The sequence below is a fragment of the Mesorhizobium sp. 113-3-3 genome, from assembly GCF_016756495.1.
In the GTDB taxonomy this organism is placed as follows: Bacteria; Pseudomonadota; Alphaproteobacteria; order Rhizobiales; family Rhizobiaceae; genus Mesorhizobium.
Map to the genome: position 1 here is coordinate 5,756,481 of NZ_AP023243.1, position 26,450 is coordinate 5,782,930.

11 protein-coding genes are annotated in these 26,450 nt (G+C 64.7%); 2 read left to right on the forward strand and 9 right to left on the reverse strand.

All coding sequences use genetic code 11. The annotated features are described in order from the left end of the window. Positions 1 to 62 precede the first annotated feature (62 nt). Positions 63 to 15,026 carry a beta strand repeat-containing protein gene (locus JG746_RS28105; protein WP_202355686.1) on the reverse strand — a complete coding sequence of 4,988 codons (14,964 nt, stop codon included), beginning with the start codon at positions 15,024 to 15,026 and terminating at the stop codon, positions 63 to 65. Between the two features lie 1,322 nt (positions 15,027 to 16,348). Here JG746_RS28105 and JG746_RS28110 point away from each other — a divergent pair. After that, the gene (locus tag JG746_RS28110; RefSeq protein WP_202355687.1) at positions 16,349 to 17,254 is read left to right on the forward strand and encodes a LysR family transcriptional regulator; all 906 of its coding nucleotides are present in this window, start codon (positions 16,349 to 16,351) and stop codon (positions 17,252 to 17,254) included. Here JG746_RS28110 and JG746_RS28115 read toward each other — a convergent pair. The 5 genes from JG746_RS28115 to JG746_RS28135 form a co-directional block, all read right to left on the reverse strand. After that, positions 17,238 to 17,942, reverse strand: a complete 705-nt coding sequence (locus JG746_RS28115) for a peroxiredoxin-like family protein (protein WP_202355688.1) — start codon at positions 17,940 to 17,942, stop codon at positions 17,238 to 17,240. The two genes, JG746_RS28110 and JG746_RS28115, sit on opposite strands and share 17 nt — an antisense overlap. A 140-nt stretch (positions 17,943 to 18,082) precedes the next feature. Beyond that, on the reverse strand, positions 18,083 to 19,429 hold the full coding sequence (locus JG746_RS28120) for a dihydrolipoyl dehydrogenase family protein (RefSeq protein ID WP_202355689.1): 1,347 nt from the start codon (positions 19,427 to 19,429) through the stop codon (positions 18,083 to 18,085). An 18-nt stretch (positions 19,430 to 19,447) separates the two neighbouring features. Continuing rightward, complete coding sequence (locus JG746_RS28125; RefSeq protein ID WP_244730486.1) at positions 19,448 to 20,842, reverse strand: NAD(P)/FAD-dependent oxidoreductase; 1,395 nt, start codon at positions 20,840 to 20,842, stop codon at positions 19,448 to 19,450. A 34-nt stretch (positions 20,843 to 20,876) separates the two neighbouring features. Further along, positions 20,877 to 22,034, reverse strand: coding sequence for a patatin-like phospholipase family protein (locus tag JG746_RS28130; RefSeq protein ID WP_244730488.1), 1,158 nt, complete (start codon positions 22,032 to 22,034; stop codon positions 20,877 to 20,879). 26 nt (positions 22,035 to 22,060) lie between these two features. Next, complete coding sequence (locus JG746_RS28135) at positions 22,061 to 22,843, reverse strand: 3-hydroxybutyrate dehydrogenase (RefSeq protein WP_202355690.1); 783 nt, start codon at positions 22,841 to 22,843, stop codon at positions 22,061 to 22,063. A gap of 118 nt (positions 22,844 to 22,961) precedes the next feature. Between JG746_RS28135 and JG746_RS28140 the strand changes: the two genes are divergently transcribed. Then, positions 22,962 to 24,023: a LysR family transcriptional regulator gene (locus tag JG746_RS28140; protein WP_244730490.1), complete on the forward strand. Its 1,062-nt coding sequence runs from the start codon at positions 22,962 to 22,964 to the stop codon at positions 24,021 to 24,023. Between the two features lie 65 nt (positions 24,024 to 24,088). Here the strand turns inward: JG746_RS28140 and JG746_RS28145 are convergent, their stop codons facing one another. The 3 genes from JG746_RS28145 to JG746_RS28155 form a co-directional block, all read right to left on the reverse strand. Continuing rightward, entirely contained in the window at positions 24,089 to 24,553 is a 465-nt protein-coding gene (locus JG746_RS28145; RefSeq protein WP_202355691.1) for a DUF302 domain-containing protein, read from the reverse strand. A 43-nt stretch (positions 24,554 to 24,596) separates the two neighbouring features. Continuing rightward, positions 24,597 to 25,799 (reverse strand): MFS transporter, encoded by a 1,203-nt coding sequence (locus JG746_RS28150; protein WP_202355692.1) that lies wholly within the window; start codon positions 25,797 to 25,799, stop codon positions 24,597 to 24,599. A 92-nt stretch (positions 25,800 to 25,891) separates the two neighbouring features. After that, positions 25,892 to 26,392 (reverse strand): cupin, encoded by a 501-nt coding sequence (locus JG746_RS28155; RefSeq protein ID WP_202355693.1) that lies wholly within the window; start codon positions 26,390 to 26,392, stop codon positions 25,892 to 25,894. Between the last annotated feature and the right edge of the window lie 58 nt (positions 26,393 to 26,450).

Genomic DNA, 26,450 nt, shown 5'->3' on the forward strand with positions numbered 1-26,450 from the left:
CCAGAACCCCACTCGTTACTCGTCAGGCCAGGGGAGCCGCCGCTGCCGGCGGCTCTTTTCACTCACATCACCAAGTCGCTTGAAACCGCCCCGCTGCCGATACCCGTCAGCGTGAATTCCGCCGGATTGTACGAAACGACGGTATGGCCCTGGCCATCATCGGCAAGCTTGAAGGCGGTCGCATCATAGCTGCCGACCAGATGCAACGCGGCGCCGTGAGTGCCATCCGAAACGGTCAGCGTTCCGCCGCTGCCATCCTGGTTTGCCTGATAAACGGCCGTCGTTCCCGCACCGAACAAGATATCGTGGAGATCCAGCCTGTCATCATTGGTAATGCCGCCGATCCGGCCGCTATAATCGAAGGAATCGTCGAGTTGCAGCGTGCCGGCAGCATCGTGTCCGAAGATGACGTCCGTCGACGAGGCGCCGCCGAACTCGAGCTTCGACAGATTGCCGATCGTGGCATCGCCGTCGCCCGTGACCTGGCCGTGGATGACGATGTTGCCGCCATTGGCCCAGAGCATGCCTGAATTCGCCAGGCCGCCGGTGATCGTCAGACCGCCGGAACCCGTTGCTTCCAGCGTTCCGGAGTTGATGGCGACGCTGCCCCCGGTATCGATGACCAGCGCGTTCGAGCCGGAGGCGCTGATGGTCCCCCTGTTGTCGAGGCTGAGCATGCCGCCGCCCAGCTGGCCGGCGCCGGAGATCGTGTTGTCGACATTGACGAGAGTGACGTCCGGCCCGGTGCCGGAGATGATGTTGGTGGCGCTGTCGGATAGCAGGATCTGCCCGCCACCCTGCAGGGTCACGCCATGCTGGATGACCTGCAGCAGCGTATCGCCGCCGGTCGAGTCGAGCGAGATGAGGCCGCTGTTGTTGATTATGCCGCTCAGCGGCAGCAGAGCGCCGTCGCCGATCGTCATGGTGCCGGAGTTGTTGACTACCGGTGTCTGGTCGAAGACGAAATTGCTTCCAGTCAGCGCGCTCGAGTGCACGCCGTCCAGCGTGATCGACTGTCCGTCGCCGAGCGTTATCACTGCATTGCCATTGGCATCGTCGGCGATATGCGTCTGGAGGTCGGCAAAGTCGGCCAATCCGTTGTAGCCGATAAGGTCAATCTGATCGGCCGCCGCGTCGAAATTGTGCACCGTGTCGGCGCCGATCGGCTGCGAGAAGACGAAGAGATCGTTGCCGTGGGAGCCGGTCAGCACGTCGTCGCCGGACCAGGCAAAGATCGGCGAACCCGGCGCGTAGGCCTCGACATTGTCGGCGATCGACGCAGTGCCCACGGTGCCGTCGGCGTTGGTCCAGGTCATCTGGACATCGAGCACGGCTGCCCCGGTAAAACTGGCCGGTGTGGTGACGGTCAGCGCATGCAGGTCGCTGGTCTGTGTCGTCCAGCTTCCGTCAGCGTTATGAGTTGCACCATCGATGGTCCAGCCCGAAGGCACGTCCTTCACCGTGACGGTGATGAGCGCACCTTCATGTGATGGATCGGTCAGGGCGAGATTGATGGGCTCGCCGGACGTGCCGGCGGGAGCCGTGAATTTTGTGCTGCTCCCGCCCCCACCGTTGGTTTTGAACGTGACACTATCCACGGCCGTGGCGGAATTGTGCGCTGTGCTGCTGTCGGTGACGACTGCGCTTATCTGATGGACAGAGTTGCTGACCAGGAACGGAGCCGGTCCGTCATCAAAGGTATGAACATAGTTGCCGCTCACCAATCCAGCAGCCAGCTCTGCAGCAGTCATGGTATAGATGAGAACGGGCGCGGCGCCGTTGATGCTGTCATACAATTGGACGCTCTGGATACCGCTGGCATCCGTCGCATGGACAGTGAAGGTGGACTGTTGCTGGCTTGAGCTCAGCGCGTGACTGATCGAAACGCTCGGAGGCGTGACATCGCTTCCCGTTACGTTGATCGTCGCCGTGGCCGTGCCGGTGTCCGTCCCACCATTGGCCGTGCCATCACCATCCACCAATGTATAGGTGACGGTCTTGGCGATCGTGGCGCTTGTCGCGTTCGAATAGAGGATGTGATCGGCAAGGGCCTGCGCGGCCGCAGGGGTGGCGTTGGCATTGAACGTTACGACCAGGTTCGACCCGTTCGTGCCGCCGGTGAAGGTACCGATGATCGTGCCAGCATAGGTGACATTGCTGCCGGTGACGCCGATTTGGCCGGCGCCGACACCCTGGTTCTGGATCGTCAACTGGTCCGCTGACGTACCGTTTGCCGTAAACGCGACAGTCAACGAGCCTCCGTTGAAATCGGCGGAGTCGATGTCCACTATCGTCCCTGAAGGAGCGATGGCGGTGGCGGCGGACCCGGTCGTGTAGCTCAGGGTTGTTGAGAGCCCAGCTGAAGCGCCATTCAGATCCACTACCGGCGCGTCATTGGTGCCGTGGATGGTGACGGTGATGAGCTGCGAGGTGCCGTCAGCAGTCGCAACCGTGATGCTGTCGGTGTAGTCGGTGCCGCCCACGAACTCGTCATGGGCTGTGTTCATGGCGTAGGTCCAGTGACCCGTAGCGTCGATCGAGAACGTGCCGTAGCCGTTGCTGCCGGCCACGTTGGTCTGCGTCACGAAGGCGTTCGAGCTGTCTGGATCGGTGGCAACCAGGGTGCCGCCGGTGTTCTGCGCCGCATTGGTCTCGGTCAGTGCGGTCGTGCTCGTGCCGGAGATCACCGCGGCGTCGTTGGTGCCGTTGATGGTGACGGTCACCACCTGGGGCGTGCCGTCGATGGTGGTCACGGTGAAGGTGTCGGTGAGATGCTGGCCGACATTGAGGGCCTGGACCGCCGCATTGTTGTTGTTGAGCGTAAAGGTCCAGATACCACCCGTGGTCATCTGGTAGGTACCGTAGCCATTATCACTCGCGGCTCCGGCCGCGACTGCCTGGAACGTATTGGGCGTGTTGTCGACGTCGGTGTCTGTCAGCGCACCGCTGGCGGTCGGCGTCCCCGGGATGGCGTTGCCGACGCCGCCGGCCTCGACGACCGTGCCTGTAACGACACCGGAGATCACCGCGGCGTCGTTGGTGCCGTTGATGGTGACGGTCACCACCTGGGGCGTGCCGTCGATGGTGGTCACGGTGAAGGTGTCGGTGAGATGCTGGCCGACATTGAGCGCCTGGACCGCCGCATTGTTGTTGTTGAGCGTGAAGGTCCAGACACCACCCGTGGTCATCTGGTAGGTGCCGTAGCCATTGTCGCTTGCGGCTCCGGCCGCGACCGCCTGGAACGTATTGGGCGTGTTGTCGACGTCGGTGTCTGTCAGCGCACCGCTGGCGGTCGGCGTCCCCGGGATGGCGTTGCCGACGCCGCCGGCCTCGATGACCGTGCCTGTAACGACACCCGAAATCACCGCGGCATCGTTGGTGCCGTTGATCGTGACGGTCACCACCTGGGGCGTGCCGTCGATGGTGGTCACGGTGAAGGTGTCGGTCAGGTGCTGGCCGACGTTCAGAGCCTGTACCGTGGCATTGTTGTTGTTGAGCGTGAAGGTCCAGACACCACCCGTGGTCATCTGGTAGGTACCGTAGCCATGATCACTCGCGGCTCCGGCCGCGACCGCCTGGAACGTATTGGGCGAGTTGTCGACGTCGGTGTCTGTCAGCGCACCGCTGGCGGTCGGGGTGCCGGGAATGGCGTTGGCCACGCCGCCGGCTTCGGTCACGCTGCCGCTCGTGGTGCCGGAGATGACGGCCGCGTCATTGGTGCCGTGGATGGTGACGGTCACCACCTGGGCGGTGCCGTCGGCGGTCAGAGCGGTGAAGGTGTCGGTGGTGCTGTCGCCGACATTGAGCGCCTGAACCGTGGCGTTGCTGTTGTCGAGCGTGTAGGTCCACTGGCCGTCGCTGTCGAGCTGATAGGTGCCGAGACCGCCGGTGCTGGCCGTTCCGGCGGCCGCCGTCTGCCAGGTGTCGGGCGTGTTGTCGACGTCGCTGTCGTTGAGATCGCCGCTGGCGGTCGGGGTGCCGGGAATGGCGTTGGCCACGCCGCCGGCTTCGGTCACGCTGCCGCTCGTGGTGCCGGAGATGACGGCCGCGTCATTGGTGCCGTGGATGGTGACGGTCACCACCTGGGCGGTGCCGTCGGCGGTCAGAGCGGTGAAGGTGTCGGTGGTGCTGTCGCCGACATTGAGCGCCTGAACCGTGGCGTTGTTGTTGTCGAGCGTGTAGGTCCACTGGCCGTCGCTGTCGAGCTGATAGGTGCCGAGACCGCCGGTGCTGGCCGTTCCGGCGGCCGCCGTCTGCCAGGTGTCGGGCGTGTTGTCGACGTCGCTGTCGTTGAGATCGCCGCTGGCGGTCGGGGTGCCGGGAATGGCGTTGGCCACGCCGCCGGCTTCGGTCACGCTGCCGCTCGTGGTGCCGGAGATGACGGCCGCGTCATTGGTGCCGTGGATGGTGACGGTCACCACCTGGGCGGTGCCGTCGGCGGTCAGAGCGGTGAAGGTGTCGGTGGTGCTGTCGCCGACATTGAGCGCCTGAACCGTGGCGTTGCTGTTGTCGAGCGTGTAGGTCCACTGGCCGTCGCTGTCGAGCTGATAGGTGCCGAGACCGCCGGTGCTGGCCGTTCCGGCGGCCGCCGTCTGCCAGGTGTCGGGCGTGTTGTCGACGTCGCTGTCGTTGAGATCGCCGCTGGCGGTCGGGGTGCCGGGAATGGCGTTGGCCACGCCGCCGGCTTCGGTCACGCTGCCGCTCGTGGTGCCGGAGATGACGGCCGCGTCATTGGTGCCGTGGATGGTGACGGTCACCACCTGGGCGGTGCCGTCGGCGGTCAGAGCGGTGAAGGTGTCGGTGGTGCTGTCGCCGACATTGAGCGCCTGAACCGTGGCGTTGCTGTTGTCGAGCGTGTAGGTCCACTGGCCGTCGCTGTCGAGCTGATAGGTGCCGAGACCGCCGGTGCTGGCCGTTCCGGCGGCCGCCGTCTGCCAGGTGTCGGGCGTGTTGTCGACGTCGCTGTCGTTGAGATCGCCGCTGGCGGTCGGGGTGCCGGGAATGGCGTTGGCCACGCCGCCGGCTTCGGTCACGCTGCCGCTCGTGGTGCCGGAGATGACGGCCGCGTCATTGGTGCCGTGGATGGTGACGGTCACCACCTGGGCGGTGCCGTCGGCGGTCAGAGCGGTGAAGGTGTCGGTGGTGCTGTCGCCGACATTGAGCGCCTGAACCGTGGCGTTGTTGTTGTCGAGCGTGTAGGTCCACTGGCCGTCGCTGTCGAGCTGATAGGTGCCGAGACCGCCGGTGCTGGCCGTTCCGGCGGCCGCCGTCTGCCAGGTGTCGGGCGTGTTGTCGACGTCGCTGTCGTTGAGATCGCCGCTGGCGGTCGGGGTGCCGGGAATGGCGTTGGCCACGCCGCCGGCTTCGGTCACGCTGCCGCTCGTGGTGCCGGAGATGACGGCCGCATCATTGGTGCCGTGGATGGTGACGGTCACCACCTGGGCGGTGCCGTCGGCGGTCAGAGCGGTGAAGGTGTCGGTGGTGCTGTCGCCGACATTGAGCGCCTGAACCGTGGCGTTGCTGTTGTCGAGCGTGTAGGTCCACTGGCCGTCGCTGTCGAGCTGATAGGTGCCGAGACCGCCGGTGCTGGCCGTTCCGGCGGCCGCCGTCTGCCAGGTGTCGGGCGTGTTGTCGACGTCGCTGTCGTTGAGATCGCCGCTGGCGGTCGGGGTGCCGGGAATGGCGTTGGCCACGCCGCCGGCTTCGGTCACGCTGCCGCTCGTGGTGCCGGAGATGACGGCCGCGTCATTGGTGCCGTGGATGGTGACGGTCACCACCTGGGCGGTGCCGTCGGCGGTCAGAGCGGTGAAGGTGTCGGTGGTGCTGTCGCCGACATTGAGCGCCTGAACCGTGGCGTTGTTGTTGTCGAGCGTGTAGGTCCACTGGCCGTCGCTGTCGAGCTGATAGGTGCCGAGACCGCCGGTGCTGGCCGTTCCGGCGGCCGCCGTCTGCCAGGTGTCGGGCGTGTTGTCGACGTCGCTGTCGTTGAGATCGCCGCTGGCGGTCGGGGTGCCGGGAATGGCGTTGGCCACGCCGCCGGCTTCGGTCACGCTGCCGCTCGTGGTGCCGGAGATGACGGCCGCGTCATTGGTGCCGTGGATGGTGACGGTCACCACCTGGGCGGTGCCGTCGGCGGTCAGAGCGGTGAAGGTGTCGGTGGTGCTGTCGCCGACATTGAGCGCCTGAACCGTGGCGTTGTTGTTGTCGAGCGTGTAGGTCCACTGGCCGTCGCTGTCGAGCTGATAGGTGCCGAGACCGCCGGTGCTGGCCGTTCCGGCGGCCGCCGTCTGCCAGGTGTCGGGCGTGTTGTCGACGTCGCTGTCGTTGAGATCGCCGCTGGCGGTCGGGGTGCCGGGAATGGCGTTGGCCACGCCGCCGGCTTCGGTCACGCTGCCGCTCGTGGTGCCGGAGATGACGGCCGCGTCATTGGTGCCGTGGATGGTGACGGTCACCACCTGGGCGGTGCCGTCGGCGGTCAGAGCGGTGAAGGTGTCGGTGGTGCTGTCGCCGACATTGAGCGCCTGAACCGTGGCGTTGCTGTTGTCGAGCGTGTAGGTCCACTGGCCGTCGCTGTCGAGCTGATAGGTGCCGAGACCGCCGGTGCTGGCCGTTCCGGCGGCCGCCGTCTGCCAGGTGTCGGGCGTGTTGTCGACGTCGCTGTCGTTGAGATCGCCGCTGGCGGTCGGGGTGCCGGGAATGGCGTTGGCCACGCCGCCGGCTTCGGTCACGCTGCCGCTCGTGGTGCCGGAGATGACGGCCGCGTCATTGGTGCCGTGGATGGTGACGGTCACCACCTGGGCGGTGCCGTCGGCGGTCAGAGCGGTGAAGGTGTCGGTGGTGCTGTCGCCGACATTGAGCGCCTGAACCGTGGCGTTGTTGTTGTCGAGCGTGTAGGTCCACTGGCCGTCGCTGTCGAGCTGATAGGTGCCGAGACCGCCGGTGCTGGCCGTTCCGGCGGCCGCCGTCTGCCAGGTGTCGGGCGTGTTGTCGACGTCGCTGTCGTTGAGATCGCCGCTGGCGGTCGGGGTGCCGGGAATGGCGTTGGCCACGCCGCCGGCTTCGGTCACGCTGCCGCTCGTGGTGCCGGAGATGACGGCCGCATCATTGGTGCCGTGGATGGTGACGGTCACCACCTGGGCGGTGCCGTCGGCGGTCAGAGCGGTGAAGGTGTCGGTGGTGCTGTCGCCGACATTGAGCGCCTGAACCGTGGCGTTGCTGTTGTCGAGCGTGTAGGTCCACTGGCCGTCGCTGTCGAGCTGATAGGTGCCGAGACCGCCGGTGCTGGCCGTTCCGGCGGCCGCCGTCTGCCAGGTGTCGGGCGTGTTGTCGACGTCGCTGTCGTTGAGATCGCCGCTGGCGGTCGGGGTGCCGGGAATGGCGTTGGCCACGCCGCCGGCTTCGGTCACGCTGCCGCTCGTGGTGCCGGAGATGACGGCCGCGTCATTGGTGCCGTGGATGGTGACGGTCACCACCTGGGCGGTGCCGTCGGCGGTCAGAGCGGTGAAGGTGTCGGTGGTGCTGTCGCCGACATTGAGCGCCTGAACCGTGGCGTTGCTGTTGTCGAGCGTGTAGGTCCACTGGCCGTCGCTGTCGAGCTGATAGGTGCCGAGACCGCCGGTGCTGGCCGTTCCGGCGGCCGCCGTCTGCCAGGTGTCGGGCGTGTTGTCGACGTCGCTGTCGTTGAGATCGCCGCTGGCGGTCGGGGTGCCGGGAATGGCGTTGGCCACGCCGCCGGCTTCGGTCACGCTGCCGCTCGTGGTGCCGGAGATGACGGCCGCGTCATTGGTGCCGTGGATGGTGACGGTCACCACCTGGGCGGTGCCGTCGGCGGTCAGAGCGGTGAAGGTGTCGGTGGTGCTGTCGCCGACATTGAGCGCCTGAACCGTGGCGTTGTTGTTGTCGAGCGTGTAGGTCCACTGGCCGTCGCTGTCGAGCTGATAGGTGCCGAGACCGCCGGTGCTGGCCGTTCCGGCGGCCGCCGTCTGCCAGGTGTCGGGCGTGTTGTCGACGTCGCTGTCGTTGAGATCGCCGCTGGCGGTCGGGGTGCCGGGAATGGCGTTGGCCACGCCGCCGGCTTCGGTCACGCTGCCGCTCGTGGTGCCGGAGATGACGGCCGCGTCATTGGTGCCGTGGATGGTGACGGTCACCACCTGGGCGGTGCCGTCGGCGGTCAGAGCGGTGAAGGTGTCGGTGGTGCTGTCGCCGACATTGAGCGCCTGAACCGTGGCGTTGTTGTTGTCGAGCGTGTAGGTCCACTGGCCGTCGCTGTCGAGCTGATAGGTGCCGAGACCGCCGGTGCTGGCCGTTCCGGCGGCCGCCGTCTGCCAGGTGTCGGGCGTGTTGTCGACGTCGCTGTCGTTGAGATCGCCGCTGGCGGTCGGGGTGCCGGGAATGGCGTTGGCCACGCCGCCGGCTTCGGTCACGCTGCCGCTCGTGGTGCCGGAGATGACGGCCGCGTCATTGGTGCCGTGGATGGTGACGGTCACCACCTGGGCGGTGCCGTCGGCGGTCAGAGCGGTGAAGGTGTCGGTGGTGCTGTCGCCGACATTGAGCGCCTGAACCGTGGCGTTGCTGTTGTCGAGCGTGTAGGTCCACTGGCCGTCGCTGTCGAGCTGATAGGTGCCGAGACCGCCGGTGCTGGCCGTTCCGGCGGCCGCCGTCTGCCAGGTGTCGGGCGTGTTGTCGACGTCGCTGTCGTTGAGATCGCCGCTGGCGGTCGGGGTGCCGGGAATGGCGTTGGCCACGCCGCCGGCTTCGGTCACGCTGCCGCTCGTGGTGCCGGAGATGACGGCCGCGTCATTGGTGCCGTGGATGGTGACGGTCACCACCTGGGCGGTGCCGTCGGCGGTCAGAGCGGTGAAGGTGTCGGTGGTGCTGTCGCCGACATTGAGCGCCTGAACCGTGGCGTTGCTGTTGTCGAGCGTGTAGGTCCACTGGCCGTCGCTGTCGAGCTGATAGGTGCCGAGACCGCCGGTGCTGGCCGTTCCGGCGGCCGCCGTCTGCCAGGTGTCGGGCGTGTTGTCGACGTCGCTGTCGTTGAGATCGCCGCTGGCGGTCGGGGTGCCGGGAATGGCGTTGGCCACGCCGCCGGCTTCGGTCACGCTGCCGCTCGTGGTGCCGGAGATGACGGCCGCGTCATTGGTGCCGTGGATGGTGACGGTCACCACCTGGGCGGTGCCGTCGGCGGTCAGAGCGGTGAAGGTGTCGGTGGTGCTGTCGCCGACATTGAGCGCCTGAACCGTGGCGTTGTTGTTGTCGAGCGTGTAGGTCCACTGGCCGTCGCTGTCGAGCTGATAGGTGCCGAGACCGCCGGTGCTGGCCGTTCCGGCGGCCGCCGTCTGCCAGGTGTCGGGCGTGTTGTCGACGTCGCTGTCGTTGAGATCGCCGCTGGCGGTCGGGGTGCCGGGAATGGCGTTGGCCACGCCGCCGGCTTCGGTCACGCTGCCGCTCGTGGTGCCGGAGATGACGGCCGCATCATTGGTGCCGTGGATGGTGACGGTCACCACCTGGGCGGTGCCGTCGGCGGTCAGAGCGGTGAAGGTGTCGGTGGTGCTGTCGCCGACATTGAGCGCCTGAACCGTGGCGTTGTTGTTGTCGAGCGTGTAGGTCCACTGGCCGTCGCTGTCGAGCTGATAGGTGCCGAGACCGCCGGTGCTGGCCGTTCCGGCGGCCGCCGTCTGCCAGGTGTCGGGCGTGTTGTCGACGTCGCTGTCGTTGAGATCGCCGCTGGCGGTCGGGGTGCCGGGAATGGCGTTGGCCACGCCGCCGGCTTCGGTCACGCTGCCGCTCGTGGTGCCGGAGATGACGGCCGCGTCATTGGTGCCGTGGATGGTGACGGTCACCACCTGGGCGGTGCCGTCGGCGGTCAGAGCGGTGAAGGTGTCGGTGGTGCTGTCGCCGACATTGAGCGCCTGAACCGTGGCGTTGCTGTTGTCGAGCGTGTAGGTCCACTGGCCGTCGCTGTCGAGCTGATAGGTGCCGAGACCGCCGGTGCTGGCCGTTCCGGCGGCCGCCGTCTGCCAGGTGTCGGGCGTGTTGTCGACGTCGCTGTCGTTGAGATCGCCGCTGGCGGTCGGGGTGCCGGGAATGGCGTTGGCCACGCCGCCGGCTTCGGTCACGCTGCCGCTCGTGGTGCCGGAGATGACGGCCGCGTCATTGGTGCCGTGGATGGTGACGGTCACCACCTGGGCGGTGCCGTCGGCGGTCAGAGCGGTGAAGGTGTCGGTGGTGCCGTCGCCGACATTGAGCGCCTGAACCGTGGCGTTGCTGTTGTCGAGCGTGTAGGTCCACTGGCCGTCGCTGTCGAGCTGATAGGTGCCGAGACCGCCGGTGCTGGCCGTTCCGGCGGCCGCCGTCTGCCAGGTGTCGGGCGTGTTGTCGACGTCGCTGTCGTTGAGATCGCCGCTGGCGGTCGGGGTGCCGGGAATGGCGTTGGCCACGCCGCCGGCTTCGGTCACGCTGCCGCTCGTGGTGCCGGAGATGACGGCCGCGTCATTGGTGCCGTGGATGGTGACGGTCACCACCTGGGCGGTGCCGTCGGCGGTCAGAGCGGTGAAGGTGTCGGTGGTGCTGTCGCCGACATTGAGCGCCTGAACCGTGGCGTTGTTGTTGTCGAGCGTGTAGGTCCACTGGCCGTCGCTGTCGAGCTGATAGGTGCCGAGACCGCCGGTGCTGGCCGTTCCGGCGGCCGCCGTCTGCCAGGTGTCGGGCGTGTTGTCGACGTCGCTGTCGTTGAGATCGCCGCTGGCGGTCGGGGTGCCGGGAATGGCGTTGGCCACGCCGCCGGCTTCGGTCACGCTGCCGCTCGTGGTGCCGGAGATGACGGCCGCATCATTGGTGCCGTGGATGGTGACGGTCACCACCTGGGCGGTGCCGTCGGCGGTCAGAGCGGTGAAGGTGTCGGTGGTGCCGTCGCCGACATTGAGCGCCTGAACCGTGGCGTTGCTGTTGTCGAGCGTGTAGGTCCACTGGCCGTCGCTGTCGAGCTGATAGGTGCCGAGACCGCCGGTGCTGGCCGTTCCGGCGGCCGCCGTCTGCCAGGTGTCGGGCGTGTTGTCGACGTCGCTGTCGTTGAGATCGCCGCTGGCGGTCGGGGTGCCGGGAATGGCGTTGGCCACGCCGCCGGCTTCGGTCACGCTGCCGCTCGTGGTGCCGGAGATGACGGCCGCGTCATTGGTGCCGTGGATGGTGACGGTCACCACCTGGGCGGTGCCGTCGGCGGTCAGAGCGGTGAAGGTGTCGGTGGTGCTGTCGCCGACATTGAGCGCCTGAACCGTGGCGTTGCTGTTGTCGAGCGTGTAGGTCCACTGGCCGTCGCTGTCGAGCTGATAGGTGCCGAGACCGCCGGTGCTGGCCGTTCCGGCGGCCGCCGTCTGCCAGGTGTCGGGCGTGTTGTCGACGTCGCTGTCGTTGAGATCGCCGCTGGCGGTCGGGGTGCCGGGAATGGCGTTGGCCACGCCGCCGGCTTCGGTCACGCTGCCGCTCGTGGTGCCGGAGATGACGGCCGCGTCATTGGTGCCGTGGATGGTGACGGTCACCACCTGGGCGGTGCCGTCGGCGGTCAGAGCGGTGAAGGTGTCGGTGGTGCTGTCGCCGACATTGAGCGCCTGAACCGTGGCGTTGTTGTTGTCGAGCGTGTAGGTCCACTGGCCGTCGCTGTCGAGCTGATAGGTGCCGAGACCGCCGGTGCTGGCCGTTCCGGCGGCCGCCGTCTGCCAGGTGTCGGGCGTGTTGTCGACGTCGCTGTCGTTGAGATCGCCGCTGGCGGTCGGGGTGCCGGGAATGGCGTTGGCCACGCCGCCGGCTTCGGTCACGCTGCCGCTCGTGGTGCCGGAGATGACGGCCGCATCATTGGTGCCGTGGATGGTGACGGTCACCACCTGGGCGGTGCCGTCGGCGGTCAGAGCGGTGAAGGTGTCGGTGGTGCTGTCGCCGACATTGAGCGCCTGAACCGTGGCGTTGTTGTTGTCGAGCGTGTAGGTCCACTGGCCGTCGCTGTCGAGCTGATAGGTGCCGAGACCGCCGGTGCTGGCCGTTCCGGCGGCCGCCGTCTGCCAGGTGTCGGGCGTGTTGTCGACGTCGCTGTCGTTGAGATCGCCGCTGGCGGTCGGGGTGCCGGGAATGGCGTTGGCCACGCCGCCGGCTTCGGTCACGCTGCCGCTCGTGGTGCCGGAGATGACGGCCGCATCATTGGTGCCGTGGATGGTGACGGTCACCACCTGGGCGGTGCCGTCGGCGGTCAGAGCGGTGAAGGTGTCGGTGGTGCTGTCGCCGACATTGAGCGCCTGAACCGTGGCGTTGCTGTTGTCGAGCGTGTAGGTCCACTGGCCGTCGCTGTCGAGCTGATAGGTGCCGAGACCGCCGGTGCTGGCCGTTCCGGCGGCCGCCGTCTGCCAGGTGTCGGGCGTGTTGTCGACGTCGCTGTCGTTGAGATCGCCGCTGGCGGTCGGGGTGCCGGGAATGGCGTTGGCCACGCCGCCGGCTTCGGTCACGCTGCCGCTCGTGGTGCCGGAGATGACGGCCGCGTCATTGGTGCCGTGGATGGTGACGGTCACCACCTGGGCGGTGCCGTCGGCGGTCAGAGCGGTGAAGGTGTCGGTGGTGCTGTCGCCGACATTGAGCGCCTGAACCGTGGCGTTGCTGTTGTCGAGCGTGTAGGTCCACTGGCCGTCGCTGTCGAGCTGATAGGTGCCGAGACCGCCGGTGCTGGCCGTTCCGGCGGCCGCCGTCTGCCAGGTGTCGGGCGTGTTGTCGACGTCGCTGTCGTTGAGATCGCCGCTGGCGGTCGGGGTGCCGGGAATGGCGTTGGCCACGCCGCCGGCTTCGGTCACGCTGCCGCTCGTGGTGCCGGAGATGACGGCCGCATCATTGGTGCCGTGGATGGTGACGGTCACCACCTGGGCGGTGCCGTCGGCGGTCAGAGCGGTGAAGGTGTCGGTGGTGCTGTCGCCGACATTGAGCGCCTGAACCGTGGCGTTGCTGTTGTCGAGCGTGTAGGTCCACTGGCCGTCGCTGTCGAGCTGATAGGTGCCGAGACCGCCGGTGCTGGCCGTTCCGGCGGCCGCCGTCTGCCAGGTGTCGGGCGTGTTGTCGACGTCGCTGTCGTTGAGATCGCTGCTGGCGGTCGGGGTGCCGGGAATGGCGTTGGCCACGCCGCCGGCTTCGGTCACGCTGCCGCTCGTGGTGCCGGAGATGACGGCCGCATCATTGGTGCCGTGGATGGTGACGGTCACCACCTGGGCGGTGCCGTCCAGTGTGTGGACGGTAAAGGTCTCAGTGAGATGCTGGCCGACATTGAGGGCCTGAACCGTGGCATTGTTGTTGTTGAGCGTGAAGGTCCAGACACCACCCGTGGTCATCTGGTAGGTGCCGTAGCCATTATCACTCGCGGCTCCGGCCGCGACCGCCTGGAACGTATTGGGCGTGTTGTCGGCGTCGGTGTCGGTCAGCGTGCCGCTCGCCGTCGGCGTCCCGGCAATGGCGTTGCCCACGCCGCCGGCCTCGACGACCGTGCCGCTCGAGGTGCCGGAGATCACGGCAGCGTCGTTGGTGCCCTGGATCGTGACGGTCACCACCTGGGGCGTGCCGTCGATGGTGGTCACGGTGAAGGTGTCGGTCAGCGTGCCGCCGACATTGAGCGCCTGGACGGCGGCCTTGCCGTTGTCGAGCGTGTAGGTCCACACGCCACCGGCCGTCATTTCAAAGGTGCCGTAGCCATGGTCGGTGGCCGCCCCGGCGCCAACCCCCGTGAAGGCGTTGGGCGTGTTGTCGACGTCGGTGTCGGTCAGCGTGCCGCTCGCCGTCGGCGTCCCGGCAATGGCGTTGCCCACGCCGCCGGCCTCGACGACCGTGCCGCTCGAGGTGCCGGAGATCACGGCAGCGTCGTTGGTGCCCTGGATGGTGACGGTGACAACCTGCGCAGTGCCATCCTGTGTGTGGACGGTAAAGGTCTCAGTGAGGTTCTGGCCGACGTTAAGGGCCTGCACTGCCGCATTGTTGTTGTTGAGCGTAAAGGTCCAGACACCCCCCGCGGTCATCTGGTAGGTCCCGTAGCCGTGATCGCCCGCGGTTCCAGCCGCGACCGCCTGGAACGTATTGGGCGTGTTGTCGACGTCGGTGTCGGTCAGCGTGCCGCTCACCGTCGGCGTCCCGGCAATGGCATTGGCCACGCCGCCGGCCTCGATGACCGTGCCGCTTGAGGTGCCGGAGATCACCGCGGCATCGTTGGTGCCCTGGATCGTGACGGTGACAACCTGCGCAGTGCCATCCTGTGTGTGGACGGTAAAGGTCTCAGTGAGGTTCTGGCCGACGTTAAGGGCCTGCACTGCCGCATTGTTGTTGTTGAGCGTAAAGGTCCAGACACCCCCCGCGGTCATCTGGTAGGTCCCGTAGCCGTGATCGCCCGCGGTTCCAGCCGCGACCGCCTGGAACGTATTGGGCGTGTTGTCGACGTCGGTGTCGGTCAGCGTGCCGCTCACCGTCGGCGTCCCGGCAATGGCATTGGCCACGCCGCCGGCCTCGATGACCGTGCCGCTGATCGTGCCAGTAATGACGGCCGCGTCATTGGTGCCGGCGAATTGCACCGTAGCGGTTGCCCAACTGAGCGTTCCATTGCCGAGTTGGATCGAGTAGATGAAGGTGTCAGTTAGATATTGTCCCGCATTCAAGCCCTGCAGCTGCGCCTTGAAAGCGGCTGACAAGGTCGCCGCATCGTATCCCACGCGTCCGTCGGCCGTGATCCAAATCTTTGCGCCGTTTAAACTTGTGTCGGGGCTGATACCTTCAGTGCGCCCCAAATCCTGAGTCAACAAATCACCGGCGACATATCCACCCATCGCGCCTGACGTGTTGATACCGTTATCGACCGACCAGAGGGTCTTGGCGTTTCCGCCGAGATCGTTGGACATTACATTCAGGATTAGGACACCTGTGGTGTCTTCCGAATAAGTGAACAGGTCATCCTTCGCCTGCGGTGTATTGGAGAACGACGTCGTTGTGCCGCCGGCACCGGTGACCTGAGTAGCCATTTTCAACCCCCCTTATTTGTATAAAAACAGATGCCCAACCATCTGCTTCATTGACAGTACTGAACGGCCGGCTGCTTCCAGCCGAAGAACAGTCGTGCGAATCCGGGCAGGTAATGAATTGTCGCCGTCATCCAGACACACCGCCGCGCTTAGAACAGCCGCCTAAGCTGGCTATTCCCGGACGGATATTGACTCGATGCTGGTCGGCCCGGCGACACTGGTCGTCGCGCTGCGTTCCCTACCCAAGTTACATCGTCCAACTCGTGGTTATTGGCCACGAACTTTAGACGCCCCTTATATTAGGAGATTATTAACTCTCATTACGGGGAAGGGTCAACATCCAACTTGGCGGAACAGTTAATAGTTGAACATAGGGCCACAGCCGCCCGGATCGGGCGGCGGAGATCGATCGAGCGCACGCCGGATACAAGCCTGGCGGGGTGGAACGTGGAGGAGCGTGATGAGGACCCGCCTGCGCCCGGAAGTTTCATGCTCTTACCCACGGACATCGCTCCAAGGATGACGAGGCGCGGAACAGATCCGCCTTTGGGCACACCGTTCTACGCTGTGCCTCTCTCTTTTTGAGAGGTCTTTGTTTTGAGAGGTCTTTGATTCATAAGAGCCATGGGTGCAGATCGGGCTTGCCTGATCTGATATGGAGAAGGCGAGTTCAGCGAAAGTGAGATACGGATACGAAAACAATTTTCGATAGCGAAAGTCGTCACCGAAACTACGCTACCGCCGCCGTTTCCATGCTTCATTCCCACTCGATTGTTCACGGCTCTGTTAACGCATTGAATTTACTTAAGAAAATGTTTTTGAGCCCGAATACTACCGACCTGCGGGCCGTCAAATAGCTACGCTTTTGATTTCGTTGTAGAATTTCTCGTGACGTCCATCGGCGCAAGAACCGCCCGTCAAAACGAACCAACGACAAGGTCGATCTGAAACGGAGGACCATGGTCCACTCATCACGACGACAAGCCATCTAGCTCGACCGCCTCCGTTCCTTCAAGGTTAGGTGATCGCGCATTCTCATGTCGCACCCGATCGGATGATCGCGGAGTTCACGAAGGCGCTGACGACGCATTATGTCGATTGCGGATCATTCGTGCGCTTACTCATGACATCAAGCCGGGAGCGCTTCTTTCGACCCTTCGCGATCATCGACTTGATCTGGCCCAAAGCAGACCTTGACTAGCCATGCTGCATAGCGTTCAGCGCCATTGACGTTGCCACGCTTTGCCGAAGCGGCTGCAATGCGCTAGCCTGCAAACATGCGAAGTCGCTGATAGATCATTTCGCTGAGGGGGCGAAAATTCATGGAGATGCAGCAGGTCCGCTATTTCCTGGCCCTGTCCAGCACGCTTAATTTCACCAGAGCAGCCGAAGAGTGCAACGTTACCCAACCTGCGCTCACGCGTGCCATCAAGACGCTGGAGGAGGAGTTGGGAGGCGAACTCCTCCGGCGCGAGCGCCAGCATTCGCACCTTACCGAACTCGGTCGGCGCATGCTTCCCCTGCTGCAGCAATGCTACGATGCCGCCACTTCCGCCAAGTCACTCGCCAAGGCCGTGCAAAGCAGCGACGTGGCGCCTCTTAACGTCACGATTTCCAACAGTGTCAACATTGCGCTTCTGGTGTCGCCCTTTACGGAGCTTTTCCGGGCCTATCCCGGGGTGCATCTCAAGATCAACCGGGGCTCGCCGACCGCTGTCGTCGAGGCCCTCAAGAACGGCGAGGTCGAGCTCGCCGTTGCCGGGCCCCTGGGCCAGGCCTGGGACCGGCTCGACACATGGCCGCTTTTCCAGGAGGGCATTGAACTCGTCGTCAATTCGGATCATCCGCTTGCCCGTCGCAACGAGGCAGATGTCGCACTGAGCCAGCTGGTCGGGGAGCCCGTGCTCAGCCGGATCGATTGGGAAACCAGCGAGGAACTGTCCCGCTGCCTCGCCGCGAAGGGCCTGACGCCTCGCACCGCCCATGAAGTCGAAACGGACCACGATCTGCTGGCATTGCTGGAGGCCAACGCCGGTGTGGGCTTCGTCTCCGTGACGGCGCCACGGACGCCGAATATCCGCAGGCTCAAGCTGCGGGACGTCGATATCTCTCGGGTCGTCGCCGTCTACGCGGTCGCCGGCCGACATCGCTCGCCCGTGGCCACGACGCTGCTCAACCTGCTGCGGTCGACCGACTGGTCTTCTTTCGGCGTCAGCGAGCCCGCTTGAGCGCCGCGATCAGGTCGTCGATGTCCATCCGCCGACGGTAGTCGGGATCGACGAAACGATCCGTGATGATCCCGTCGGTTCCAACTATGAAGGTGGCGGGGATCGGCAGGAACCAACTGGCATTGCCCTGGTAGTTTGGAAGATCATAGGCAACACCCATCAACCGCTCCATCTCGGCCCCGATCCAGATCGCAAGGTTGAGGGACAGGGCGTAGCCATTGTCCATATCCGTCAGGAAGGGGAACGTGGCCCCGACCGCAGCCTTCATCGCCTTCGCGAATCTGCGTCGCTCGGGCATGATCGCGACGACCTGGCCGCCCAGCGCTGCAATCTCCTGCTGAGCCTCGACGATGCCAATCGCATTCAAGCGGCAATAGGGGCACCAATGCCCGCGCTGAAAGGTGACGACAGCGGGGCCTTGTAGAAGGATCTCGGCCAGGCCAACCAGTCTGCCCTCGTCGTCAGGCAGCAGGAACCCGGGCATGACATCGCCAGGAGCCGGCGCCATAGCTCCAGCCCCCTGTTGTTCCAGTCGTCCCACCAGGCGGTCCACGGCGTCGGCGAAATCCGCGTTCAAGCGGCGCACCGCCGCGGCAATCACCGCCAGCCGCTCGTTCAGGGACGCATCGAGTTCAATGGCAGCCTGGACGGCCTGTTCAAATGTCATTGCCTGGTCGTCGACGGCCATTTCTGCACTTTCATGGACTGCGTGCACCCTACCATTGGAGCCCCTCGGTGAGGGCTATGCATTCCTTGCATCGTTTCGATGCCCAAGATGCATCGGAAGGTGCCGCGTTCGTATTCTGTTCGCAGCCTCGTCTCGGTTCGTTACATCATGTTCCTGATATCCGACGAGAAGGTCGGGAAGCCGTAGACCGTGTCGGATAATTGCGATGCCGTGATGCCGTGTTTCATGGCAAGTGCGAACAGATGGATCAGCTCTTCCCCGGCATGACCCACGATGTGAGCGCCAACGATCCTGTCGGTGGTCTCCTCGACGATGATCTTCGACCACGACACTGTCTCGCCATAGGTCCTCGCGGACAGCCAGCCACGCATGTCGTTGACATGGACCTTTACGCCAAACCCTTGCTCCTTCGCCTTGGCCTCGGTCAGCCCGACGCCGGCCAAGGCGGGGACTGTGTAGAGCGCGGATGGTATCTGGCCATAGTCCGGCCGGTGTCTCGGTCCGTCGACGATATTGCGGCCAACGATACCACCCTCGTAAGTCGCGACAGGTGAAAGCTGCGGCGAATTCCACACCGCGTCGCCGCAGACATAGACGTCAGGGTTCGACCGCGAGCGCAGATGATCGTCGATCTCGATGCGGCCTTCACGATGCACGATGACGCCGGCGCCAAGATCGAGCCGCTCGACATTGGCCACGCGTCCGGCGCAATTCACAACTCTGTCCGCGTCCACGGTGCATTCCGCGCCATCGGCGACAAAGGCGACGCGCAACCGTCCGTCGATCTTCTCGATCGTCCTGACCCAGGCCAAGGTGCGGACATGCATGCCTATTCGCTCGCTTTCGCCAAGGATCCGAGCGACGGCATCGGCATCGAATGCCGCCAGCAGATGCGGCAGCGCCTCCAGAATGGTCACATCAACACCGGCGCGCGCATAGACCTGGCCCAGTTCGAAAGCGATGACACCGCCGCCAATGAAGACAACAGCTCCGGGCAGCTCCGGGTCGCCTAGAACATCGTCCGAGGTCGTCAGATGCTCGGCGCCCGGGATAGGCAGCGAGCGCGGCTTCGAACCGGTGGCGATGACGATGTTCCTCGCCTCTAGTTTTCGTCCATCGACACGGATGGCGTTGCCGCCAATGAAGGCGGCCTCGCCGAAGATAACGTCGACGCCACGTCTGGCCATCAATTGCGACAGCCGGGCCGGAATGTCCCTGACAATGTCCTTTTCCCGTTCAATCAGGGCTCGCCAGTCAAGCCTCGGCGCACCGACAGTGATCGCATGCTTATCGGCTCGTTCGATCTCATCCAGCGCATGGGACGCGGCGACGAGCACTTTCTTTGGCGTGCAGCCGCGGTTGGGGCATGTGCCGCCGAGGTCGCGGGCTTCGATCATGGCGACGGAGAGACCTGCAGCACGCGTCGCCACCGTCACCCCCATTCCGGCATTGCCGCCGCCAAGGATCACCACATCATACTTTTCCATCGCACCGCCTCCGCCGTGCTAGTGAAGCTTGATCCGAGGCCTGGCGCGCCTGGCTATCGTCTCGCCGATCGCAGCCAGAGCGGTCCTGGCAAGGCCATGCACAGCCCTGAGATGCATCTTGTGGAGCGAGCGATAGACGACCCTTGCAAGCAGGCCTTCGATCTTCAGCCCGCCTATCAGGCTGCCGAACGCACCATAGTCGGCCAGCGAGACAAGCGAACCATAGTCACGGTAGCGGAATGCCGGCACGGCCTGTCCCGCGAGACGCGCGGCAACCACCCTCACCAGATGATCGGCCTGCTGGTGAGCTGTCTGGGCGCGCGGCGGCAGGGCGTTGTCATGACCCGGCAGGACGCAGTTCGCGCAATCCCCGATCGCGAACACATTCTCGTCTCCGACAGCCCGCAAGGTCTCGTCCACCATCAGGCGGTTGATGCGATCTGTCTGAAGACCATCGAGCCCTTTCAGGAAATCCGGCGCCTTGATCCCGGCCGCCCAGACGACGAGCTCCGCCGGCACGAACAGTTTCCCACCGAGCCTGATGCCGTCTTCCCTCACCTCGCTGACTCTGATGCCGCACCGTATCTGGACGCCGAGCTTGACGAGCAAACGTGCGGAAGCCTGCGCGATGTGCTCCGGCAAGGCCGGAAGGATCCGTGGCCCCGCTTCAACGATGGTGATGCGGATCAGTCTCTCGAAGTCGATGTTGTCGAGATTGTGCGAAGCAATCTCCCGCATCGACTTGTGCAGTTCCGCGGCCAGTTCGACACCGGTGGCGCCGGCGCCGACGATGACGCAATGGAGCTGGCCGGGCGAAAGCTGCTCATATTGAGCGTTGGCACGCAGGCACGCGTCTATCATGCGTTTGTTGAAACGGGCGGCCTGCTCCGCCGTATCGAGCGAAATGGCGTGGCGCGCGGCGCCCGCCGTGCCGAAATCGTTGCTGACGCTGCCGACAGCCATGACCAGCGTGTCGTAGCCCAGCACGCGCGGTGGGATAACCTGCCGGCCGTCATCGTCGAAGCTGGGCGCAACAAAGACCTGGCGTTTGGCACGGTCGATTCCGACGACCTCGCCAATGCGGTACCGGTAGCCGTGCCGGCTGGCATGGGCGATGTACTCGACAGCGTCATGCGATGCGTTCAGCGCGCCGGATGCCACCTCATGCAGCAACGGCTTCCAGATATGGGTGCGGTTGCGGTCGACGAGCGTGACGGAAAGCCGCCGCTTGCCGAACTTGCGGCCGAGACGCGCCGCCAATTCCAGCCCGCCCGCGCCGCCGCCGACGATGACCACGCGATGCAGCGACGTGTCCGCATGGGAAGGCGTCTCTGGAATCGCGCGGAAAAGAGCCGCGTCGTTGGCAAGCACCGCCTCGGGGACGAGCCGCATGCCGGGCGTGATGATCTGCATCGATATTCTCCATCGTTTCCGAGGCGTTGGACCGTCATTCCTGCGATTCGTGGATCACGATGCCTTGCAGCATGTCGACCTCGCACTCCCACGGCTTTTCCGAGAGCACGCGCTGGCCATGTTCGTATCCCGCCTGCCAGCGCGTTCTGATTCCGGCGCGCGTGAAGTCGATGTCCTTGGTGTGGTCCTCGCCATCCAGGCGTGGCGAAAGCAGTCGAACGAGATGCATGACAGAGGGACAGCCGTAGGATGCGAGTTCCCTGAACATCGGATCATCACGCCGTTCCTCGGGAACCAGCTTTCCCATTTCGCGCACGACGTGGCGCAGGCGATGCAGTTGCTCCTGGCGGGCAACGTGGCTTCGGCCGCGGCTGGCGTATTGGAGATCCTTCTGCCGTCCCATGACCTGCCAGATCGATTTCGGCTCGGTCGCGCGCGGCTGCCACATGTTGACGGCAAAGATCAGCGCGTCGCGCCGCGGACGCTCGTCCAGCACCACCTCGATGGGCGTGTTCGAATAGATGCCGCCATCCCAGTAGGGCTCGCCGTCGATGCAGACTGCCGGGAAGGCCGGCGGCAAGGCGCCCGACGCCATGATGTGCGCCGCCGACAACGGCATAAGGCTGCTATCGAAATACTTGAGCTCGCTGGTGTTGACGTTGACCGCACCGACCGTCAGTCGCGTATGGCGCTGGTTGAGGCAATCGAAATTGATCAGGTTTTCCAGGGTCCGCCTGAGAGGATCCGTGGTGTAGTAGGAGGCATTCTCCACACCCACTTCGCGATTGACCCCGAACATGGCGCTTGGGTTCGGTTCGAAGAACCCCGGTATGCCGCGCATCACCGTGCCCATATTGGCAAAGATGTTGCTCGGAACCATCATCCGGAAGAACTCGTCGAGCGGGCTGCTGCGGCTGACGCCGTCCCAAAACTCGCGCAGCCTCGGCAGGCGGTCCTGCGGTTCATTTCCGGCGATCAGTGCCGCGTTGATGGCGCCGATCGACGTGCCGATGACCCAGTCGGGTTCGATCCCGCCCTCGACGAGCGCCTGGTAGACGCCTGCCTGATAGGCGCCGAGGGCGCCGCCGCCCTGCAACACCAATACGGTCTGTCGCTTGGCCGAACCGTCGGCCATTAGGACGGCCTCCGGCACGGGTTCCGACGCCGAGGGATTTCGAGAGATCTTGTTCATGGCGTTTGCGTTCCTCCTTGCCGGTTTCAGTGGGCGGTCCAGCCGCCTTCGATCGGCATGATGGCGCCGGTGATCGAGGCCGCATCGTCCGAGGCCAGGAACAGGCAGAGCGACGCAACCTGCTGGACCGTCACGAACTGCTTGGTCGGCTGTGCGGCCAGGAGCACATCCTTGATCACCTGCTGTTCGGTGATCCCGCGCGCCCTGGCCGTGTCCGGTATCTGCTTTTCCACCAGCGGGGTGAGCACATATCCGGGGCAGACCGCGTTGACCGTGATCCCCTGCTCTGCCACTTCCAGTGCCACCGTCTTGGTCAGGCCGGCGACGCCGTGCTTGGCGGCGACATAGGCGGATTTGTATGGCGAGGCGACGAGGGCGTGGGCCGAGGCGACATTGATGATGCGGCCCCATTTGCGCTGCTTCATCGCCTGCAGGGCGCGCCGGATCGTGTAGAACGACGACATCAGATCGATCGCCACGACGGCCTCCCACTTCTCGATCGGGAACTCGTCGATCGGCGCCACATGCTGGATGCCGGCATTGTTGACCAGGATGTCGATGGCCCCGAACTCGGCGATGGCCTTGTCCATCATGGCGGTGATCGCGCCGCCCTTGCTCATGTCCGCATTGTCGTAACGAACGGTCACCTCGTTGTCGGCGGCCAGCCTCGCCCGCAGCCGTTCGATCTCTTCGGCATCGCCGAAGCCGTTGAGAACGATGTTGCAACCCCTGGCCGCGAAGGCCTCGGCAATGCCTTGGCCGATGCCGCTGGTCGAGCCTGTTATCAGCGCCGTCTTTCCTCTGAGCATCGTCGTTTCCTTGTGTTGAAGTCCGGCAGAACCACTCTGCATCCGCTGCGGGCAACGGGTTTGCGCGCCCAGGTCAGAAATCCTGATCAAGTATGGCGAGCAGCCCGAAGCAGCGGAAATGCCGTTGAGACATGGATTCGATAGCCGACGGTCTGACCGATGCGACGGCGATGTAGACCTGCAGGCCGGGTTGTTTGACGTTGGGGCAGCTAGTAAGATTGGGCCGCAAAACGGCCGTGCCGTATGCTCGCCCGTTGAGGGAGTTGCCGTGGAGATCAGCCAGGTCAGATATTTCTTGGCCGTTGCCAAGGAGCTGAATTTCACCAGGGCTGCCGAGCAGTGCAACGTCACGCAGCCGGCGCTGTCGCGCGCAATCAAGCTGCTCGAAGATGAATTTGGCGGGGCGCTTTTCCACCGCGAGCGGCGCTTCACCCATCTGACCGAGCTCGGCCGCTTGGTCGAGACCTATCTCGAGGGTGTTTTCGAGAACTCGCGCCAGGCAAAGCAGATTGCCGAGCAGTATGTGCATCTGAAAAAGACGCCGCTCAGGGTTGGCATCATGAGCACGATCGCTCCGGATGAGATCATCGAGCTCATCTCGTCCGTCCGCACCCATCACCCGGGCGTAGAGCTGCATCTTTGCGATGCCGACGCGCCGAGCTTGCGCCGACGACTTCTGGAGGGTGATCTCGAAGCCGCTATCTACGCATTGCCTTCGAACATACCCGACGAAGAAGTGCACTCATTGCCGCTTTTCCGCGAGCAGATGGTGATGGCCGTCCATCTGACCCACCGCCTCGCCAACCAGCGTAGCGTGCAAGTGAAAGACATGAGCAATGAAAGCTACATACACCGCAACAATTGTGAATTTGCCGGCTATGCCGATGCCATCCTCGCCGAACAGGGCGTCACCGTCAGCCCGGTCTACTGGAGCGATCGTGACGACTGGACGCTGGCGATGATCGCCGCCGGGCTTGGCTTCGGTTTCATGCCCGAACATACCGCCAAGCACCCGGGCGTGGTGCCCTTGCCGATCACCGACCCGGAATTCTGGCGCGAGGTCAATCTCGTCACCGTGCGTGGCCGCCGGCATTCGCCGGCGGTTGGCGCCCTGGTGCGCGAGGCCACGCAGAAGCGGTGGTTCGGCGAACGGGCGAAGGCGTTATCCGCGGCCGAGTAGCCTCGTCGCGTGAGGCAGGCTGCCTCGCATGCACGGGCGGCGGATCTCCTTCACCTCATCCGCACTCAGTTCTTTTTGATCGTCGAGGTCACGGACTGGATGACTTCGGTCGCCATCTTGAACTGGGCCTCGCGGTCGGTGATGCCATGCCGCTTGGCGATCCAGGCAAAATCACTGTAGGCGGCATAAACCGTTCCATCCGCGGTCTGGTAGACCAGGACGCGGACGGGCCAGTCGAGACCGGCCTCGGGATTGGAGGTGATGAAGGTCGTGCCGAGCGCCGGATTGCCGAACATCACCAGCCGCGACGGCTTCACGTCGTTGCCAGCGTCCTTGCCGAGCTTTGCCTGGTCGATGACGCCGAAGAACTTTATGCCCTTCTTGAAGACATCCTTCTTGATGCGGGCGACGGTCTCCGCGACGGAGTAGTCGCTCTTTACGGTGACGACACCATCCGAAGCGGCCGCCGGGACGACGACGGCCATCAGCACGGCGGCGCCGGCAATCATGGTCTTCACGTAGCTGTTCATGTCAGTCTCCTTTGTTGGATTTGCCTGGTTTGGTCTTCAAATCTCAGGTCTTTGGCGTTTGCAGCACGCGCGCCACCGCGATGGCGCAAGCCAGGACCGCGGCGAGCACGGCCACACATGCGGTCCAGCCGATCCGGTCGTAGACCTGTCCGATGACAAAGCTGCCGGCGAGCCCGCCCGCATAGTAGGAGGCGAGATAGATGCCGCTAGCGGCGGCGCGATCATGCGACGCGGTCCGGCTGACATGCCCGGTGGCGATTGCCTGCGCCAGGAAGGTGCCGATGGCGACCAGCGCCATTCCTGAAAGCACCACCGGCAGGCTGCTCGCCAGAAGCAGGAGCAAACCCAGGATGGCCAACGCAAGTGTTGCCCCTATCCCGATCCTTGGCCCGAGCCTCGCGGCAACCCGCCCGGCGAGCGGGGTGGTCAGCATGGAGGGCAGGAAGACGAAATACACCAGTCCGAGCGCCATCGGCGACAGCGAAAGCGGCGCGGCGACGAGCTGGAAGTTCACATAGGTGAAGGTGCCGATGAAGACGAAGAGTATCAGGAAGCCGATGGTGAAACAGGCACGCAGCTCGATGTTCATCAACGGCCCTTTCCAGGCGGTGCGGGCCGGCTCGCTCCTGGCGTCAGCGCGCATCATTGCCGATGTCTTCTGCAGGGTGAGCCAGACAAGGGCCGCGCCGATCAGATTGAGAGCGGCGAATGTCAGGAAGTTGGTGGATATGCCAAACGTGTCGGCGACGGCGGCCGACATCAGCCGTCCGAAGAAATTGCTGGCGACGTTGCCGGTCACATAGGCCGCAAGTGCGCCGGTCGTCTGCCGCGCGGAAAAATGCTCGGCGAGATAGGCCATTGTCAGGGTGAACGCGGTCGACATGCACAAGCCCTGGACGACGCGCAGCAGGGCAAAGATCACGATGCTGTTGGTGAGCGACAAAAGCGTTGTCGGTATCGCCAGCACCGCAAGGCTGATCCAGATGCCATTGCGGCGATCGATACCGCGCCCGAAAAGAGCCACGGCAATGCCGGCCACCGCCATGCCGAACGTGCTGGCATTGACGGCGAAGCCCGTGGTCGCTCGACTGACGCCGAATTTGATCACCAGCGAAGGCAGGATGGCCTGGGTGGCGAACAGATCGACAAGCGTCAGAAACGCGATCAGCGCTATCAGGCCGAAGCGCCAGCTGTCCGCGGCAACCATGCGAAGCCGCGCTGGTCCAGTGTGTTCGCTTGTCGTCATGGCAGGAAGCTCCCGTTGCGCACGTCCCCGGGCGATCACCCGAGGACGCGCTTTCAGATGCCGGTCATGAAAAGATCGCTCGAGAACGACGTTCACATCATGTGATCGTCGTGCATCGCAGGCGGCAGAACGTCGGCGGAATAAAGCACGGCCGGAACCTTGCCGTTGTTCTTCCACCAATGGGCGAGTTGGCCGAATTCGGCCGTCACGTCGCCGGCCGTATGTTCGATGCCGACCTTGCAGGTGCTGCGGTATTCGGTGATCGAGCCCTCGACGATCAGGATATTGGCGGGGCGGACATTGTGCTCATGCCACGGAACGACGCCGCCGGGCTGAACGACGAGCTTGCGCAGGCGCAGCATGTTGCCTTTCCAGGCCTCGCCCTTGCTGCTCAGATCGATCGCCGAGAGAACCGTGTCGACAACGCCGACCGGCTTGCTGGGATGCTCCTGGATGTCTGTCGTGGCCGCCTGGCCGGCAGGGCAGTCGCCGGCAAAAGCCGGGGCCACGGACAACGCAGCGGTCGCGGTAAGCAGTCCGAGTGTCAGCGCCAGATTCAGCGACGCCCGCGATGCAATAGTCTTGGAAGCCATGTTATTTCTCCTTTGTCAGTGCCCAATCGCACAGGCGGGGCATGGGAGGAGAGTGACG

Excerpts from the sequence above, each read along its gene's own strand:
- JG746_RS28105 (WP_202355686.1), bottom strand. The coding sequence starts at position 15,026 with ATGGCTACTCAGGTCACCGGTGCCGGCGGCACAACGACGTCGTTCTCC.
- JG746_RS28110 (WP_202355687.1), top strand. The coding sequence starts at position 16,349 with ATGGAGATGCAGCAGGTCCGCTATTTCCTGGCCCTGTCCAGCACGCTT.
- JG746_RS28115 (WP_202355688.1), bottom strand. The coding sequence starts at position 17,942 with ATGGCCGTCGACGACCAGGCAATGACATTTGAACAGGCCGTCCAGGCT.
- JG746_RS28120 (WP_202355689.1), bottom strand. The coding sequence starts at position 19,429 with ATGGAAAAGTATGATGTGGTGATCCTTGGCGGCGGCAATGCCGGAATG.
- JG746_RS28125 (WP_244730486.1), bottom strand. The coding sequence starts at position 20,842 with ATGCAGATCATCACGCCCGGCATGCGGCTCGTCCCCGAGGCGGTGCTT.
- JG746_RS28130 (WP_244730488.1), bottom strand. The coding sequence starts at position 22,034 with ATGAACAAGATCTCTCGAAATCCCTCGGCGTCGGAACCCGTGCCGGAG.
- JG746_RS28135 (WP_202355690.1), bottom strand. The coding sequence starts at position 22,843 with ATGCTCAGAGGAAAGACGGCGCTGATAACAGGCTCGACCAGCGGCATC.
- JG746_RS28140 (WP_244730490.1), top strand. The coding sequence starts at position 22,962 with ATGCCGTTGAGACATGGATTCGATAGCCGACGGTCTGACCGATGCGAC.
- JG746_RS28145 (WP_202355691.1), bottom strand. The coding sequence starts at position 24,553 with ATGAACAGCTACGTGAAGACCATGATTGCCGGCGCCGCCGTGCTGATG.
- JG746_RS28150 (WP_202355692.1), bottom strand. The coding sequence starts at position 25,799 with ATGACGACAAGCGAACACACTGGACCAGCGCGGCTTCGCATGGTTGCC.
- JG746_RS28155 (WP_202355693.1), bottom strand. The coding sequence starts at position 26,392 with ATGGCTTCCAAGACTATTGCATCGCGGGCGTCGCTGAATCTGGCGCTG.